Genomic DNA, 16713 nt, shown 5'->3' with positions numbered 1-16713 from the left:
TACTTTACATAATATATATTATCGAAAGTAGACTTGAAAGCCAATCCCAGCCTCATTGATCTAATCTTCAAAAAAAATCAGCAATCCTAAACGCAACTTTACGCGTCTCGGTTTGCTGATTAATTTTACGTTAGTTGATTAGTGAAATTTCTTGTAGGATTTGTCGCGTTAACGGCGTCAGATTCTCCGGCAACTGCTGCAGGTCAAAAAATTTAGCCGAACTCGTCTCGATATTATCTGGCTGTGCTTCGCCAGTCACCGTTAACGCGTAAACAACCGTCACGGAATCAATTGAATCGCCGTTGGGATACGTGTATTGCATGCCGGAACCACTGGCAACCGTCATGAGTTTAGCGTCAGTTGCGATTAAGCCAGCTTCCTCACGTAATTCACGTCGCGCAGTGTCTTCAGCACTTTCGTTGAGTTCCTTAGAACCAGCTGGCAGTCCCCAAAGCAAGTTATCCGTTCGTTTGATCAATAAGAGTTGCTGGTGACGACGAACGACTGCTGCGGAGCCGACCACAATTAAGGGTTCCTGACCAACTTTTTGCCGTAAATCACGTACATATCCCACTGAAAACACCATCCTTTACCCATAATTGTAGCATACAGAATGGGTATTAACGCCATTTATTTTGGATAAAATCTTGGCGACCGCCCATTTCTTCAATCTGGTAACGGAATGGATTGCGTTTGTAGAAGTCCTGATGTTCCTCTTCGGCGGGATAAAATGGTTGGGCGTCCTCAATCGTGGTGACAATTGGGTCGTCAAAGCGTTCGCTGGCCGCTAACGCTGACTTAGAGGCTTCGGCCGCGCGACGTTGTTCAGGACCGTTAACGTAGATGACTGGTCGATAACTTTCGCCGCGATCTTGGAACTGACCACTGGCATCCGTGGGGTCGGTTTGCCGCCAATAGATTTCAACCAGTTGCGCGTAACTGATGATAGCTGGATCGAATGTGATTTTTACGGCTTCGGTGTGGCCGGTGGTATGGCTCGCAACCTCAGCGTACGTTGGATTGACGGTATGCCCACCGGTGTAACCAGAGATAACGGATTGAATTCCCGGTTGCGTATCAAATGGTTGAACCATACACCAGAAGCATCCGCCAGCAAAAATGGCTGTTTCAAATTGACTCATCGACTCACCCTTTCTATTCGATTAAAGAGTCTATTTACTTAAAGAGTTGTTCAAAATCATGATACCCCTTAGCGTCTAACTCATTGGCGGGAATGAATTTCAGCGCCGCCGAGTTGATACAGTAGCGTAGACCACCAGTCTCAGCGGGCCCGTCATTAAAGACGTGACCTAAGTGAGAAGCGGCATCAGTACTTCGGACTTCCTGGCGAACCATCCCAAATGAATGATCCGTATTTTCCTTGACGTTGGCCGCATCGATAGGCTTGCTAAAGGATGGCCAACCACAACCGGCATCATACTTATCGGTGGAGCTAAACAATGGTTGACCACTCACCACGTCGACGTAGATACCGGGTTCGTAGAATTGATCGTACTCACCAGTGAACGCGGCTTCTGTGGCTGCATGTTGCGTGACGGCAAACTGTTCAGCTGTCAATCGTTTCTTTAAATCTGCCTGATTCTCTTGAGATGCCATTCAAATTCCTCCAATCAATTGTACACAACTAATAAGCCTATTTCTAGTTTATGCCTCTTTGTCAAAATTACAATTAATTTGATTAAAAAAACGTTATCACTGAGAGCTCAGCTCCCGTGATAACGTTTTATAGTCCTAACTTGCTTCGCCAGCAGGCAACGTGTAGCGAAGTTTAACGGCTTGGATATCTACTTTTTGGATACCCTCATCGCGGTTGCGGTAGTACATGACACTACGCTTAGATGGATTGTGACCTAAGCCCATCGTGTGACCCAACTCATGTTCAGCGACGTGTAAGTCGTCGGATTGTGAGTAGCCATATTCCTGCAGCAGCTGGGTGTTCAGTGTTGACTTAACAGACTTTAGGTAGTCATTTCTAGACCAGAAATCTGTTAGACCAACGTCCTGCCCCATTGAGACAGATTGGGACTGAGAAGCCGTCGACAATTGAATCTGAGCGTGTGCCGCTGAGCCCTGTTTGAAATGAAACGCACCAGTCTTATTCCAAGCGTAGATGGCACTCTCCCAGATGTGCCGGTAATAGGCCGACTTGGTATCGATCACGTACGTGGCATGATCACTCGCGAAACGTTCCGGACCAAATGGTGTGGCAGTCGTTGCTAAAGCAACAATATTGCCGACCTGCGTGAGTAACAGACCAACAGCGATAACTGCGGTAATAATTCCCCGATACCAGCTTCTTGTCATGCATAATCCCTCTCCCTCGAAGGAAGATGCCTAACGACTACCATCGACAGTATTATAGCGAATCCCATTTTAGGCGGCTTAAAAAAACACCTCTACCCAGTCAAAAACTGGGCAAAGGTGTTCGTTAGAACGTAAATTATCTTAAATTAGCCTTCGAAGGCAGCGGTCAATGGTGGTACCACTTGCTTCTTCCGGGAAACAACGCCAGGTAAGCTGGCACGGTTGTTGTCCAGCTTAGTGTTGAAGGCCGTTTCGACAGCACTCTTAGGTTCACCGGCAACGATGAGTTCTGAGTCACTGTTCAAAACGTTGGTAGCTAAGGTAATGAACAAGTCATAACCGTCAGCGGCCATTTCAGCTTGCATTTCCTTTTCCAAACCAGCTTGACGGGACAAAACGTCGTCTAAGTCGACCGTGTTGATTTGGCCGATCCGTACGCTCTTGCCACCCATGTCGAATGACTTAGCGTCACCGTCGATGAGTTCCTTGTCAGACTTGGCTGCCAGGTTAGTCCCAGCCTTTAACATTTCGATACCGTAGCTTTGAACATCCACGTCAGCGATTTCAGCCAAGGCACGAACTGCTTCGCGGTCCTTGTCAGTCGTCGTTGGGGATTGTAATAACAATGTATCTGAAATGATAGCGGAAAGCATCAAACCAGCTAACTTAGCTGGGATTTCGATTTTTTCTTCGTCGAACATTTCGGTCAAAATCGTGCTGACACAACCAACTGGTTCTGCCCGGTAGTACAAAGGCAACTTCGTTTCGAAGTTAGCGATCCGGTGATGGTCAACGACGTGGGTAACCGTCACCTTGTCGATGTCTTCAACACTTTGTTGGGCTTCGTTGTGGTCGACTAACATAACGTGATCAACTTCGTTAGAAGCAGTTTTGATGACCCGTGGTGCTGGTTCGTCAAAGTGATTCAATACGAAGTTAGTTTCCATGTTAGGTTCGCCCAGGGCAACGGCTTCAACATCCAGGCCCTTCTGGGTTTGGAAGTAAGCGAAGGCCTTAGCGGCAACGATAGCGTCCGTATCTGGATTTTGGTGACCGAAAATCAATGCTTTACTCATTAGATAGAACTCCTTTAACAAATAATATTTTTAGTTTATTGGTTCCGAAGTTGTTTAAGGCGGGAAATGTAATCGTCGGTATGCAAGTACCGGTCAAACTGCGCCAAGAAGTGACTAATACGGGGGATTTCTGCCTTACCCTTCCGGAAGACGAAGGCCAAGTCGAACCGAATGTTTGGATCAAAATGGGCCGTCCAGGTGTTGGGTAAGTCGTCCTGCCCAATCATAAACGAATTTGGTAACGCAGTCGCGGATTGTGTCTGCATGGAAAAATGGAGCAACTGCGTCGGTGTGGTAAAGTTCGCCACACTCTTGGGAAAATCAGCCAATTGATTCTTGTAGGCTTCATGCAACGTTTGGTTCAAGTAGTACCCATCTGGATACATGGCCCAAACGTTCTCGGTGGTGTCCTTGAACTTGATCCGCCGTTTCTTGGCCAACTGTTCATCATGGTGAATGAACAACAGGTCGTCCGAAATAATCTTCTTCGATTCGTACGGTTTCCAGTTCTTAATGGAGTCATCGGGCAAGTACATGATGGCCAAATCAATCTTGTTGTTTTCCAGGCGCTCCCAAATTTCCTTCCGGGTTAACATGTGGAAGGAAATTTTGAGATCCGGATTGTTTTGATACGACAGAATGGCAAAATCCTCAAAAACAGCATCTTCCATGGATGCCAGTAACCCGATGTTGATTTCACCTTGCGTGGCACTGGTCGATTGTTGAATCTCGTCAGTAGCTTGGTTGAGAATGCCATAAATCTTGTGCGTCGCGTCGAGCATGGTATATCCCGCGTCGGATAACCGCAGTTTTTTGCCGACTGAATAGAATAGTGGTGCGCCCACCGTTCGTTCCAGTTTCTTGATCTGCTGCGTTAATGCTGGTTGCGTGATGCCTAAAATCTGGGCAGCCTGCGTGTAATTCATGGTCTCAGCAAGCTGTAGGAAATACGTCAGGGTTTTTGAAGAAAAAATGCTTTCCTGCTTCGTCTTCATCCGCTTTTGCTCCTTATCATTGTGACGGGGTCCGTTAATTAACGACCTGCCAACTAATGGTTACTATTACTGTATATGATAGGCCGTTTACACTAAAAGCGCAACGATTTCTGCTCGCAAAGTCGCACAGATTGTCTTATTCCAAGACTAGTTCCGTTGGTTTGAGACGTAACTGAACCGGCGTCCCCTCAACATCAGTATCCACAACGAACGAGCCGTTGGAGTAGCGACCGCTGAGTGGGTGTTCGGTTGGCAAGACATCGTGAGTCCGTTCTCTGTCCGTCAGAATCTCTAGTGCGGGGTTCCCCGCTGGAATCGTCATGAAATCGACGACTCGGTGTGGTTCGCGCTTTAATTCGTGTAAGACGACCACTCCCCGGCGGGCCCGACTCGTGACTGACAGTTCTTTCATTGCTAGTCGCTTGAAGGCCCCACGTTGGGTGATCAGCGCAATTGTATCACTATCTGTGACCATGGCTAGGTTAACAACCTCATCATCGTCACGCAGGTCCATGGAACGGACACCGGTGGTCCGGGCCCCATTGATGGAAACTTCATCCAAGGTGTAACGCAGCGCGTAGCCGTTCTTGGAAATTAAGAGGATTCCTTGTTCAACGGGTTCCGTCAGGTATTTGACCTGAACGACACTGGCATCCGGATTCTTCAGTTTCTCATAGACCGCAGCGCGACTCTTATACGTCCGACCCGGTGTCAGGTCCTTAAAGGCAGTCTGCTTGATATAGCCATCACTGGTTGCAATCAAGAAGTGACCGGCCTCCTTCAACGTCTTAAAGGCGAAGGTGGCCACGATTTCTTCATCGGACTCTAAGCCGATGGTCTGAGAAATATGTTCACCGGTTTCCTTCCACTTCACATCGCTGATTTCGTGGACGGGCCGGTAAATCAGATTACCCTTGTTGGTGAACATCATCAAGTGATCCAACGTGCTCAATTGTTGCATGAAGATTGGGTAATCCTCATCCTTCAACCCATTGTCTGCGGGGTCCGACGCCGTGTAGGAACGGACGCCGGAGCGTTTCAGGTAACCATCGTGGCTCACTAAAACGACGACGTCTTCATCGGCAACCGTGACGGTCGTCTTGATCTTCAGGTCTTCGATCTGGTCCTGAATCTCAGTCCGACGTGGGTTCCGGTATTCCTTGGCAACGGCCTTTAATTCCTTCCGCAGAACAGCGTTCAACGTCTTGGGGTCAGCCAAAATCTTCCGGTCCTCTTCGATAGCGGCTGAGAGTTTGGCGGATTCGGCCTCTAGCTGAGTCACATCGGTGTTGGTCAACCGGTATAACTGCAGGGCCACGATAGCGTCCGCTTGTTTTTCTGAGAAATCGTAGGCACTGACCAGGTTGTCCCGCGCATCGCGCCGGTCCTTGCTGGCCCGAATGGTTTTGATGACTTCATCGAGAATCGACAGAGCCTTGATCAACCCTAAGACGATATGCTGCCGATCCAGCGCCTTTTGCAGGTCGTACTGGGTCCGCTTAGTAATCACCGTGCGTTGGTGTTCTAAGTACGCTGACAGGATAGTCTTGAGGCCAACGTGTTCTGGCCGTTGGTGGTTGATGGCCACCATGTTGAAGTTGTACGTGATTTGGAGTTCAGTGTTCTTAAACAGGTAGTTCAAGACCCCCTGAGCATCCGCATCTCGTTTGAGTTCAATGGCAATGCGTAAGCCTTCACGGTCAGTTTCGTCCCGGACTTCAGCGAGGCCTTCAACTTTTTTGTTTAACCGAATTTCATCAATTTTTTTAACGAGTTGGGCCTTGTTGACTTCGTAAGGAATCTCCGTCACCGTAATTTGGCTCTTGTTTCCGCGAAGGGGTTCAATCTTAGTCTTGGACCGTACGACGATCCGACCCCGACCAGTTTCGTAGGCTTTGACGATACCGTCTTTCCCCTGGATGATTCCACCAGTTGGAAAGTCTGGTCCCTGCACGTAGGTCATCAGTTCGGCCAATTCAGCCTTGGGGTGACTCAGGAGGTAGACTAAGGCGTCCACAACCTCTCCTAAATTGTGCGGCGGAATCTCGGTGGCGTAACCCGCTGAGATTCCAGTGGATCCGTTAACCAACAGGTTGGGGAATCGGGCTGGCAAGACGGTAGGTTCGTACTCGGTATCATCGAAGTTAAGGACCATTTCCACGGTATCCTTGTCGATGTCACGGAGCATTTCACCCGCCAACTTACTGAGACGAGCTTCCGTATACCGCATGGCGGCTGCGGGGTCCCCGTCCATGGATCCGTTGTTCCCGTGCATTTCAACGAGCGGTTCGCGAACCTTCCAGTCCTGACTCATCCGCGTCAGCGCTTCATAAATGGAACTATCACCGTGAGGGTGAAAGTTACCCATGACGTTCCCGACAGATTTAGCGGACTTCCGGAACCCCTTGTCGTAGGTGTTGCCGTCCTTGTTCATGGCAAATAAGATTCGCCGTTGAACGGGCTTTAGGCCGTCCCGAATATCGGGAAGTGCCCGTTCCTGAATGATTGATTTGGAATAACGACCAAAGCGGTCGCCCATAACTTCTTCCAACGTTAGCTCTTGAATTTTTTGTCCTTCACTCACGAATTAATTGCTCCTTTCACCGGAATTTTGATTAATCAGTTGATGAGGTCGATGAATCGTTTTCTAACAGGCTCGAGTTATCTTCCTCTAAGGTAAATTGAACGTTGTTTTCAATCCACTTCCGGCGTGGTTCAACCTTATCGCCCATCAGAGTCGTGACCCGGCGTTCTGCCAAGGCGGCGTCGTCAATTTGGACACGAATCAAGGTCCGGTTATCGGGATCCATGGTCGTTTCCCACAGTTGTTCGGCGTCCATTTCACCTAACCCTTTGAACCGTTGAAGGTTATACCCGTGGTTCTTGATCTGCTTAGTCTTTTCGGCGAGTTCGTCGTTCGTCCAAGCGTACGCAATGTCTTGGTTTTTCCCGGTCCGTTTGATGCGGTACAACGGTGGCAAGGCAATGTAGATCCGGCCGGCGTCGATCATCGGTCGCATGTACTTGTAGAAGAACGTTAACAGGAGAATTTGGATATGAGCACCGTCGTCATCGGCATCGGTCATGATGATAACCTTGTCGTAGTTGGCGTCCTCAATGTTAAATTCGGCTCCAACGCCAGCACCAATCGTGTAGATCATGGTACTGATTTCTTCGTTCTTCATAATGTCAGGTAGTTTGGCCTTCTCGGTGTTCAAAACCTTCCCCCGTAACGGCAGGATAGCTTGAAACTTTCGATTCCGACCTTGTTTGGCGGAACCACCGGCGGAATCCCCTTCGACTAAGAACAGTTCGTTCTTGGCCGCGTTCTTGGATTGCGCGGGCGTCAATTTGCCAGAGAGAAGGCGTTCGTGTTTTTTATGCCGCTTTCCATTCCGGCTTTCATCACGCGCTTTTCGAGCGGCTTCACGCGCTTGCCGAGCCTGCGTAGACTTCTTGATCAGCATCTTCCCGAAGTCCCCATTTTCCATGAGGTAGTAGCCGAGTTGTTCACTGATCACGCTGTCAACGATGGTCCGGGCTTCAGGCGTCCCCAGCTTTTCCTTCGTTTGGCCTTCAAATTGTAAGAGGTTTTCGGGCACTCGAAGAGAGATAACGGCTGAGAGACCTTCACGGACATCGGTTCCTTCCAGATTCTTGTCACGATCCTTTAGAAGACCAACTTTGCGGGCGTACTCGTTGAACGCCTTAGTCCACCCACTGCGCATACCAGCCTCGTGAGTACCACCGTCCTTGGTCCGAACGTTGTTGACGAAAGAAAGCAGGTTTTCGGTGTACCCATCGTTGTATTGGGCAGCTACTTCAACCTCGATACCGTCCTTACTGCCGTCAAAGTACATGACGTCGCTCAACGTATCCTTGTCTTCGTTAAGATACCCAACAAACTCTTTGATACCGTCTTCAAAATGATAGGTTTCTTCACGTTCCTGACCCTCGCGTTCGTCGGTCAGGGTAATCTTAACGCCCTTTAGTAAGAAGGCGGATTCCCGTAAGCGTTCCGCTAAGGTGCCAAAATTATAAACGGTGGTCGTGAAGATCTGACTGTCCGGTTTGAACGTCAGTGTGGTCCCGTTATGGGCCCGAGTATTGCCTAACTTTTTCAGCGTACCTTGGGGATGGCCCCCGTCTTTGAATTTTTCTTGATACCGCACGCCATCACGGACAATGGTGACCGTGAGTGCGCTGGAGAGGGCGTTGACCACGGAAGCCCCGACCCCATGAAGTCCCCCAGAGGTTTTGTACCCCCCTTGGCCGAATTTCCCACCGGCATGCAGCACAGTGAGAATGACTTCTGGTGTTGGAATTCCTGAAGCGTGCATGCCAACTGGCATACCCCGCCCGTGGTCAACGACCGTAATACTATTGTCCTGGTGGATGGTCACGTTGATTTCCTTACCATAGCCAGCCAGAGCTTCATCGACGGCGTTATCTACGATTTCGTAGACCAAGTGATGCAGACCCCGGCCGTCGGTTGACCCGATATACATACCAGGACGTTTACGAACAGCTTCCAATCCCTCCAAAACCTGAATGGAGGAATCGTCATATTTTGGTTTTGCTTTCGCCATGCGTAAATCCCCTTTACTTTTAGTCGTTAAAAATACAGATTGCAGTGCTTCTCTAGTTTACCCCAAAGCGAACATATGTTCAAACGGTTCGTCCAATGCCGCCCTGATGGTATCCAGTAACTTCATAATCATACCACAGGAAGTTAAAACCGTGCTAGAATTTCAGAGATAATTGGCGTTCCGGTTAAAACATGCTAAAATATAGGACAGCTTAATTTGTGGTGATCAGTGATGATTCCACCAAACCGGAGCGGAGGAAATACTTGTGAAATTAATTGGCTTACTTCTTGTGGCCTACCTCCTGGGCGCCATTCCCAATGGTGTCTGGGTCGGCAAAGCCTTTTTTCAAACGGATATTCGACAGTCTGGCTCGGGGAACATTGGGACAACGAATACGTACCGGGTCTTAGGACCGTATGCTGGAACCATTGTGATGGTTCTGGATATTGCTAAGGGGACGGTTGCAACGTTGCTGCCCACCTTCTTCCCCGGGTTAGCTGTCCCTGTGACGACCGTCCTCGGAACGGCAACGCCACTCTTGTTCGGCCTCATGGCCGTTCTGGGACATACTGTGTCGGTCTTCGACCACTTCAAAGGTGGTAAGGCGGTGGCCACCTCAGCGGGGATGCTACTGGCTTACAATCCCATCATGTTTGTGATTGCAGCCGGCCTGTGGGTCAGTCTGATCTATTGGACCAGTATGGTCAGTCTTGCCAGCATGATTGCCTTTAGCCTGATTACATTGATCTCGTTAGGTTTTCAGGACTGGTATTTGACCGGGATTGCGTTGATCTTGACGATTTTTGTCTTTTATCGTCACCGGACGAACATTACGCGGATCCGTCAGGGAACTGAATCTATGGTTCCCTTCGGTCATGGCTACCGTAAGCATCACGCTAAATAGGAACACTGAGGGCTCTCAATGACTTTTGTCGTTGGGAGCCCTTTTCGTTTTCTGTTAAATATTATGTGAGTGTTCGTGCTCCGGTGGTCAGGGGGTGGGCCTGCTGTGGGGACGCTTCAGCCAAAGAGCGGGCTTCTCGCTCGCTTTGAAGCCACGAAAACTCCGTGTCTTCAAAGGCGCCCATGACTTAAGCTAGCATAAACCGCTAGCTTAAGTCATTTTCACGGCCGGCCCACCCCTTGACCACCTCCGCTCAAATTGATGAGTTTAACGGAAAATAGGTGCTACCAAACTTAACGTGTGCTGTTTAACTGCTTAGAGAGTCAGATAACAATATTAATGTGTGAATTAGGCAGCCTAATTTGTCTCCTCTCACTTACCGTTTGTCAGCTATGGGTTGAACCGATGCCGACACAGCTTGATGTCTTGAAAGCCCCGCGTCTACTACCAACTGCAGTGCAATATAGTTTGTATAAGGCCTCAACGATGATCATGTCAAAACGCAATCAGAATCCCTGGCCGCCGGAGCGCAACCAATTAACAATATCGCTGCTAACTAATGCTGGATTACAACGAGCACTTCAACTTTTAGTTTAGAAGTAAGTAATCTGGTAAGCCGCCTGAAAGTTCTCGTGGCCAGCCAAATGGTGGATGGCCACCTTGGTTTCTAAATCACCGGTCGCCTGAACGTCATCGGCTAAGCCCCACCAAGGCTCGAAACAAACGAATGGTGCTTGCTTCGGGTATGGTGACCAGATACCGAGGTATGGTGCGGCCACTGTCAAAGCGACACCATGGTCGCTATCTGGCGTACTCAACATCACTGTCGTCTCGTGGTTGTCTAACGTCAGAACCTGGGCATCGTGGTCAAATAGACCGTGATTCAAGCTCAGTGGCTGCGTCAGGTCGAGGGGCACGCTGTGCTGCGTGTCGCTGTATGGGCCAACTAGTGGGACACGTTGGTAGACCTTCTTCGGTGAAACGGTGACTTGGTAATCCGTAAAGTCTGCGGTTGGGTCACCCAGGGGGACATTGAACCCAGGGTGGGCCCCCAAGGAAAACGTTAACGTATCGTCCGCTGGATTGGCCACGTCCGCTGAAAACTTCAATTGGTGGTCCACCAGTTCGTAACTGATGGTCAGGATGAAGTCGGATGGGAACAATGCTTTCGTTTCGGCATCGGCCTTGAGTTCAAGACTAACGTGCGTCGTGTCCTGATCGACGACGGTAAACGTCCGGTCCCGCGCGAACCCGTGCTGGGTCATTTGATAGACTTTACCGTCGAGACGATACTGGTTATCCTGCAAGCGACCAACGATGGGAAAGAGAATTGGTGCGTGGCGACCCCAGTAGGCCTTATCCGCCTGCCACATGTATTCTAAACCGCTCTCATTGTCTTTGACACTCGATAGTTCGGCACCCAATGGGTTGACCTGAACCGTTAAATATTCGTTGTTAAGCGTTATCATCGAATTCCTCCCAGACTTAAATCATTACTCTCTATGATACCCTACCTCGCCAAAAAGAGCCAAGACAACTGTCCTGGCTCCCGTAATGTTTTATAGGATGTAGCGTGACAAGTCCTTGTTCTGAACGATGTCACCAATCTTATCGTTAACGTAATTCTCGGTGATTGTGACGTCACCAGTCCCCATGTCAGGTCCTTCGTAGAGCAGGTCTTCCAAGAGTTTTTCCAGGACCGTCTGTAACCGCCGAGCACCGATGTTTTGGTTCTCATGGTTGAGTTCAAAGGCCAATTCGGCAATCCGTTCGATGGCTTCCATCGTGAACGTCACCTTCACGTTGTCCGTCCCAATCAAGGCAATGTATTGCTTGATCAAGGCGTTGTTCGGTTCAGTTAAGATCCGGACAAAATCCTGCTTGCTCAGGTCGTTTAATTCGACCCGAATCGGGAAACGTCCCTGTAATTCAGCAATCAAATCGCTGGGCTTGGATTCAGCGAAGGCACCGGCAGCGATGAACAGAATGTGATCGGTGTCGATGGTGCCGTACTTCGTCTTGACCTGCGTGCCTTCAACGATTGGCAAGATATCGCGTTGGACCCCTTCACGGGAAACGTCGCCGCTATTTTGGCCACTGCCCTTGGTGATCTTGTCAATTTCGTCCAGGAAGATGATTCCGGTGTTTTCGGCCCGTTTGATGGCATCGTGGTTGATGTCAGCGTTGTTGACCAATTTTTCAGATTCTTCAGCGACCAGGATTTCACGCGCTTCGGCCACACTGACCGTCCGCTTGATCCGCTTCTTAGGCATGATTGAGCCCAGGGTGTCGTTCAAATCGATTCCCATTTGGCCTAGCATGTTGTTGTCGGTGGCATTGGTTTGTTGGGGATCATCCATTTCGATCTCGACCTGGTGGTCTTCCAGCAAGCCCTTGTTCAGTTGATCCGCCAGAGATGACCGTTCGTTGCGGATATCATCGGTGACTTCTTCTTGGTCAGTTGGTGCCGTAGGCGTTTGGCCATTTTGCATCTGGGAGAACATGTTCATCATGTTCGCAAAGTCGTTGTTGTTCTTGTTTTCTTTCTTCTTGGCCGGTGCCAGCAGCTTAACTAACCGCTTTTTAGCGGCTTGAACGGCGTCGCTCCGGACATTCTTGAACTGATCTTGCTTCTGCATGCTGACGGAGACTTCGACTAAGTCCCGGACCATGGATTCAACGTCGCGGCCAACGTAGCCGACCTCGGTGAATTTGCTGGCTTCGACCTTGGTGAAGGGCGCGTGCACGATCTTAGCCAACCGGCGAGCGATTTCAGTCTTCCCGACCCCGGTCGGTCCGATCATTAACATGTTCTTAGGTGAAATTTCTTCTTGCATGTCGGCATCGAGTTGCATCCGACGGTAACGGTTGCGTAAGGCAATCGCAATGGCTTTTTTAGCTTCATCCTGACCAATCACGTATTGATCAAGTAAGGCCACGATTTCTTTAGGCGTTTTATTAATAGCGTCCACAGTGATTCCTCCGTTCAATAATTAAAGTTCTTCAGAAATAACGTTTTCGTTGGTAAAGATGTCGATGCCCCCAGCAATGTGGATGGCCGTTTCGGCAATCTCCTTGGCGCTCATGTCGGTAGCGTGGTGGTGTAAGGCCGTGGCTGCTGCCAAGGCAAAGTTACCACCAGAACCGATGGCCAGGATGTCGTCGTCTGGAGCGATGACTTCACCGGAGCCGGAAACGAGCAACATTTCGTCCTTGTCCATAACAATCAGTAAGGCTTCAAGCTTTTGGAGTGCTTGGTCGGACCGCCATTGCTTGGCGAGTTCAACGGCAGCTCGTTGCAGGTTCCCACTGTATTCATTTAATTGGCCTTCGAATTTTTCTTCAAGGTTGAAGGCATCGGCGACACTACCGGCAAATCCAACAACGACTTGATTGTTGTAGATGCGGCGAATCTTGTGCGCGGTCCCCTTCATGATGACCTTTTCTCCCATGGTGACTTGCCCGTCACCTGCCATGGCGTTGTGGCCGTTGTGCCGAACAGCACAGATGGTCGTGGCTTCAAATTTTACTGGCATAGTTTCATCGATCTCCTTAGGATGGTTTCTTTTGATGTGACTTATCTTCGGTTGCGCGTGGAAAAAACTGACGGTAATCCCGCTGTAAGTGTTCCCGCGTTACGTGGGTGTAAATCTGCGTCGTGGACAGGCTGCTGTGCCCCAGCAATTCCTGGACTGACCGGAGATCTGCCCCCCGGTTCAAGAGGTGCGTGGCAAATGTGTGCCGCAACATATGCGGATGAATATCCGTCGTCAGACTACTGCGTTTGATGATCTGGTTGAGCAAATAAGTCACCCCGGCTGTCGTCAGCTGACCGCCCCGTGAGTTGATGAAGACAAAGGCGTGTGTCTGTTGATGCGTGGCCATCAGGGGTGTCCTGGCCGCTGTAAAGTAGCGTTCCAGGGCGTCGCCGGCGTAATGACCGAACGGCACGTAGCGTTCCTTATTCCCTTTCCCGTGAATCAACATCATGCGGTTATCAAAATCCACGTCGGGCAGCGTCAGGTTGACACATTCACTGACCCGGATGCCGGTGCCGTAAAGCACTTCTAGCACCGCTGAATCCCGGGTTGCCAATTGTTCATTCGGATTGGCAACCGCCGCGGCAAACAAGGCCGTCATTTCCCGTTCGTAGAAGAAACGGGGTAAGTGGTTCTGGTGGTGTTTCAACTGAATGTAGGCAAAGGGATCGTCGGTTGCTTGCCCGTTGCTCATCAGGAAATTGTAAAGTGATCGCAACGTGGACAGCTTTCGGGAAATCGTTGTCCGTGCGTAGTGGTGATCATAGAGGTTGCTGAGGTAAACCTCAACATCCAACTGGTCGATTGCCGACCACGGCTTGACGCCCCCGTTGTCTTCGAGAAACTGGTGAAATTCTTCCAGATCCTCGCGGTAGGCCTTCACGGTTTCCGGAGAATACTGTCGCTCACCTTGCAGATACGTGAGAAAGTCTGTGACTGTTTGGTCCACGTGAACACCTCCTGTACTTGTTAATGCTAGCAAATGGCTTAAAAAAACACAACTAACTCATCAACCAGTTTTTTTCTGGACCGGTGCCCGTTTAAAAATGACCGGTACCCATACAATAAAACAGGTTCATCGGTCACTGCGTTACTGCGCGAGCATGACTGACAAACCTGTCGTTAATAACTTTTTACTTTTGGGGTGCTTCTTCGTAGTCCCCGTTAGGACAAACGATTTGGCTACCGCCACGAATCTTCTTGGCAACCAAGTAGTGGCCGTCCTTAGGGCAGTCACGACCGATTGGCTTGTCCCATGAGACGAAGTCACAGTCGGGATAGCGTGAACAACCGTAGAAGATCCGGTTCTTCTTGGACTTCCGCTCGATGACCTCACCCTTATGACAAACGGGACAGGTCACACCGATTTCCTTCACGATTGGCTTCGTGTTCCGGCAATCGGGGAAGCGTGAGCAGGCGTAGAACTTACCGTAGCGGCCCATCTTGATGACCATTGGTGCGCCACAGATGTCACAGTCAAAGCCGGCGGGTTCGTCACGGATCTGAATCTTTTCAATGGCGTCTTCCGCGTGGGCGACTTCCGTTGAGAATGGTTGATAGAAGCTATCAATGACCTTGACCCAGTCCTGTTTCCCTTCTTCAATCCCATCTAACTCGTGTTCCAAGTTGGCAGTGAAATCAACGTTGACCACGTCTGGGAAGTAGTCGTTGATGATGCCATCAACGATTTCACCTAATTCAGTCGGTTCAAAGCGCCGGCCGACTAACTTAACGTAGTAGCGGCGTTGAATCGTGTCCAGCGTTGGGGCGTAGGTCGATGGCCGGCCCACACCGTTTTCTTCCAACGCCTTGATCAGGTTGGCTTCGGAATACCGTGCAGGTGGCTGGGTAAAGTGTTGGGCTGGATCAGTCTTGGCTAACTTGACCACGTCACCAATCTCAAGGTCGGGCAACAGGTTATCCTTTTCCTTACCGTCCTTGTAGATTTTCAAGAACCCTTCGAACTTCATCTTGGACCCGTTGGACCGGAAAGTAACGCCGTTCTGTTCCAGCGTCACAGCCATGGTATCCATGATGGCGTTCGTCATTTGACTGGCCACGAACCGGTTCCAAATAAGTTGGTAGAGCCGGAATTGGTCCTTGTTCAACCGTTCCTTCAGGCTAGCTGGGGTTCGGAAAACAGAGGTTGGTCGAATGGCTTCATGGGCATCTTGGGCCCCTTCAGGCAGCTTTCCCTTGATGGGCTTCGTTGCAGCGTATTCGGCCCCATATTTTTCGTGAATGAACGTAGAGGCTTCGTGCTTGGCAATGCTAGAGATCCGAGTGGAGTCGGTCCGCATATAGGTGATTAGCCCCTGCGTACCTTCCTTGCCCAGGTTGATCCCTTCGTAAAGCTGTTGCGCAGCCATCATGGTCTTCCGTGTTCTGAAGTTTAACTTACGGTTAGCATCCTGTTGCATAGAACTTGTGGTGAATGGTGGTTGGGGTGAACGTTTCCGTTCCTTACGAACCACGTTGGTGATGTCAAAGTCACCCTTTTTATCGAGTTTGTTCAGGATGTCTTGGACGGCGGCGTTATCTTTCAGGCCAGCCTTTTTACCGTTCAGGCCGTAGAAGCTGGCACCAAACGTGTGCCGGGCCTTCTTGAAGTCTGCGTCGATGGTCCAGTATTCTTCGGGGATGAAGGCTTTGATTTCCTTTTCCCGTTGAATGATCAGGGACAGCGCAATCGATTGAACCCGACCGGCACTTAGCCCCTTCTTGACCTTTTTCCAAAGTAATGGTGAGATGGAATATCCCACTAAACGGTCTAGAATCCGCCGTGCCTGTTGGGCGTTCACTAGGTCCATGTCAATGGTCCGGGGCGTCTTGAAGGCTTCCTTGACGGCGTCCTTGGTAATTTCGTTAAACGTGACCCTGTTCTTGTCTTTCACGTCCAGGTTTAGGACGTGGGCTAAGTGCCAGGCAATGGACTCCCCTTCACGGTCAGGGTCAGATGCGAGGTAGACGGCTTTGGCCTTTTTGGCCTCGGACCGTAAGCCCTTGATCACATCGCCCTTACCACGAATGGAGATGTAGTGCGGATCGTAGTCATTTTCAGTATCGACCCCCATCGAACTCTTAGGCAAGTCCCGCACATGCCCCAGACTAGGCATGACCTTGTAGGTCCGCCCTAAATACTTTTCAATTGTCTTGGCCTTCGCTGGAGATTCCACGATGACTAATTTTTTTTGCGGCTTGCGCCGTTTCTTTGTCGTTGTTTTGGTTTTTGTTTTCGTCGGCAAAACACATTACTCCCTCGAATGATAGGTGTAAATCCCGTTC

General features: G+C 49.9%; 14 protein-coding genes. 1 reads left to right on the top strand and 13 read right to left on the bottom strand.

Annotation, left to right across the window (positions count from 1 at the left end):
* Positions 1 to 130: 130 nt before the first annotated feature.
* The 8 genes from EKM75_RS10200 to parE form a co-directional block, all read right to left on the bottom strand.
* Positions 131 to 574 carry an NUDIX hydrolase gene (locus tag EKM75_RS10200; RefSeq protein WP_125694303.1) on the bottom strand — a complete coding sequence of 148 codons (444 nt, stop codon included), beginning with the start codon at positions 572 to 574 and terminating at the stop codon, positions 131 to 133.
* Positions 575 to 620: 46 nt separating this feature from the next.
* Positions 621 to 1142, bottom strand: coding sequence for a peptide-methionine (S)-S-oxide reductase MsrA (msrA, locus tag EKM75_RS10195; protein ID WP_125694301.1), 522 nt, complete (start codon positions 1140 to 1142; stop codon positions 621 to 623).
* Between the two features lie 34 nt (positions 1143 to 1176).
* Positions 1177 to 1617 (bottom strand): peptide-methionine (R)-S-oxide reductase MsrB, encoded by a 441-nt coding sequence (msrB, locus tag EKM75_RS10190; protein WP_125694299.1) that lies wholly within the window; start codon positions 1615 to 1617, stop codon positions 1177 to 1179.
* Positions 1618 to 1752: 135 nt separating this feature from the next.
* Entirely contained in the window at positions 1753 to 2325 is a 573-nt protein-coding gene (locus EKM75_RS10185; RefSeq protein ID WP_125694297.1) for a matrixin family metalloprotease, read from the bottom strand.
* 146 nt (positions 2326 to 2471) lie between these two features.
* Positions 2472 to 3401 carry a manganese-dependent inorganic pyrophosphatase gene (locus EKM75_RS10180; RefSeq protein ID WP_125694295.1) on the bottom strand — a complete coding sequence of 310 codons (930 nt, stop codon included), beginning with the start codon at positions 3399 to 3401 and terminating at the stop codon, positions 2472 to 2474.
* 35 nt (positions 3402 to 3436) lie between these two features.
* Positions 3437 to 4396, bottom strand: coding sequence for a LysR family transcriptional regulator (locus EKM75_RS10175; RefSeq protein ID WP_125681333.1), 960 nt, complete (start codon positions 4394 to 4396; stop codon positions 3437 to 3439).
* Between the two features lie 136 nt (positions 4397 to 4532).
* Positions 4533 to 6935, bottom strand: coding sequence for a DNA topoisomerase IV subunit A (gene parC, locus EKM75_RS10170; RefSeq protein ID WP_382338815.1), 2403 nt, complete (start codon positions 6933 to 6935; stop codon positions 4533 to 4535).
* Positions 6936 to 7011: 76 nt separating this feature from the next.
* Positions 7012 to 8985 (bottom strand): DNA topoisomerase IV subunit B, encoded by a 1974-nt coding sequence (gene parE / locus EKM75_RS10165; RefSeq protein WP_125694291.1) that lies wholly within the window; start codon positions 8983 to 8985, stop codon positions 7012 to 7014.
* 265 nt (positions 8986 to 9250) lie between these two features.
* On the opposite strand from parE, the gene plsY reads away from it, so the two are divergent.
* The gene (plsY, locus tag EKM75_RS10160) at positions 9251 to 9889 is read left to right on the top strand and encodes a glycerol-3-phosphate 1-O-acyltransferase PlsY (protein WP_125694289.1); all 639 of its coding nucleotides are present in this window, start codon (positions 9251 to 9253) and stop codon (positions 9887 to 9889) included.
* Between the two features lie 593 nt (positions 9890 to 10482).
* On the opposite strand, the gene EKM75_RS10155 is transcribed toward plsY, so the two are convergent.
* From EKM75_RS10155 to topA, 5 genes are all read right to left on the bottom strand, one after another.
* On the bottom strand, positions 10483 to 11358 hold the full coding sequence (locus EKM75_RS10155) for an aldose 1-epimerase family protein (protein WP_125694287.1): 876 nt from the start codon (positions 11356 to 11358) through the stop codon (positions 10483 to 10485).
* A 90-nt stretch (positions 11359 to 11448) separates the two neighbouring features.
* Positions 11449 to 12861: an ATP-dependent protease ATPase subunit HslU gene (gene hslU / locus EKM75_RS10150; RefSeq protein ID WP_125694285.1), complete on the bottom strand. Its 1413-nt coding sequence runs from the start codon at positions 12859 to 12861 to the stop codon at positions 11449 to 11451.
* Positions 12862 to 12882: 21 nt separating this feature from the next.
* Entirely contained in the window at positions 12883 to 13425 is a 543-nt protein-coding gene (gene hslV, locus EKM75_RS10145) for an HslVU peptidase proteolytic subunit (RefSeq protein ID WP_125681321.1), read from the bottom strand.
* A 16-nt stretch (positions 13426 to 13441) separates the two neighbouring features.
* On the bottom strand, positions 13442 to 14377 hold the full coding sequence (gene xerC / locus EKM75_RS10140) for a tyrosine recombinase XerC (RefSeq protein ID WP_125694283.1): 936 nt from the start codon (positions 14375 to 14377) through the stop codon (positions 13442 to 13444).
* A gap of 184 nt (positions 14378 to 14561) precedes the next feature.
* Positions 14562 to 16673 (bottom strand): type I DNA topoisomerase, encoded by a 2112-nt coding sequence (gene topA / locus EKM75_RS10135; RefSeq protein ID WP_125694281.1) that lies wholly within the window; start codon positions 16671 to 16673, stop codon positions 14562 to 14564.
* Between the last annotated feature and the right edge of the window lie 40 nt (positions 16674 to 16713).

Source organism: Levilactobacillus tongjiangensis, assembly GCF_003946345.1.
Taxonomy (GTDB): domain Bacteria; phylum Bacillota; class Bacilli; order Lactobacillales; family Lactobacillaceae; genus Levilactobacillus; species Levilactobacillus tongjiangensis.
Note: the sequence above shows the minus strand (reverse complement) of the source record. Positions and strands in the feature narration are given on the sequence as shown.

Excerpts from the sequence above, each read along its gene's own strand:
- EKM75_RS10155 (WP_125694287.1), bottom strand. The coding sequence starts at position 11,358 with ATGATAACGCTTAACAACGAATATTTAACGGTTCAGGTCAACCCATTG.
- parE (WP_125694291.1), bottom strand. The coding sequence starts at position 8,985 with ATGGCGAAAGCAAAACCAAAATATGACGATTCCTCCATTCAGGTTTTG.
- parC (WP_382338815.1), bottom strand. The coding sequence starts at position 6,935 with ATGGGCGACCGCTTTGGTCGTTATTCCAAATCAATCATTCAGGAACGG.
- hslV (WP_125681321.1), bottom strand. The coding sequence starts at position 13,425 with ATGCCAGTAAAATTTGAAGCCACGACCATCTGTGCTGTTCGGCACAAC.
- EKM75_RS10180 (WP_125694295.1), bottom strand. The coding sequence starts at position 3,401 with ATGAGTAAAGCATTGATTTTCGGTCACCAAAATCCAGATACGGACGCT.
- EKM75_RS10185 (WP_125694297.1), bottom strand. The coding sequence starts at position 2,325 with ATGACAAGAAGCTGGTATCGGGGAATTATTACCGCAGTTATCGCTGTT.
- msrB (WP_125694299.1), bottom strand. The coding sequence starts at position 1,617 with ATGGCATCTCAAGAGAATCAGGCAGATTTAAAGAAACGATTGACAGCT.
- EKM75_RS10175 (WP_125681333.1), bottom strand. The coding sequence starts at position 4,396 with ATGAAGACGAAGCAGGAAAGCATTTTTTCTTCAAAAACCCTGACGTAT.
- msrA (WP_125694301.1), bottom strand. The coding sequence starts at position 1,142 with ATGAGTCAATTTGAAACAGCCATTTTTGCTGGCGGATGCTTCTGGTGT.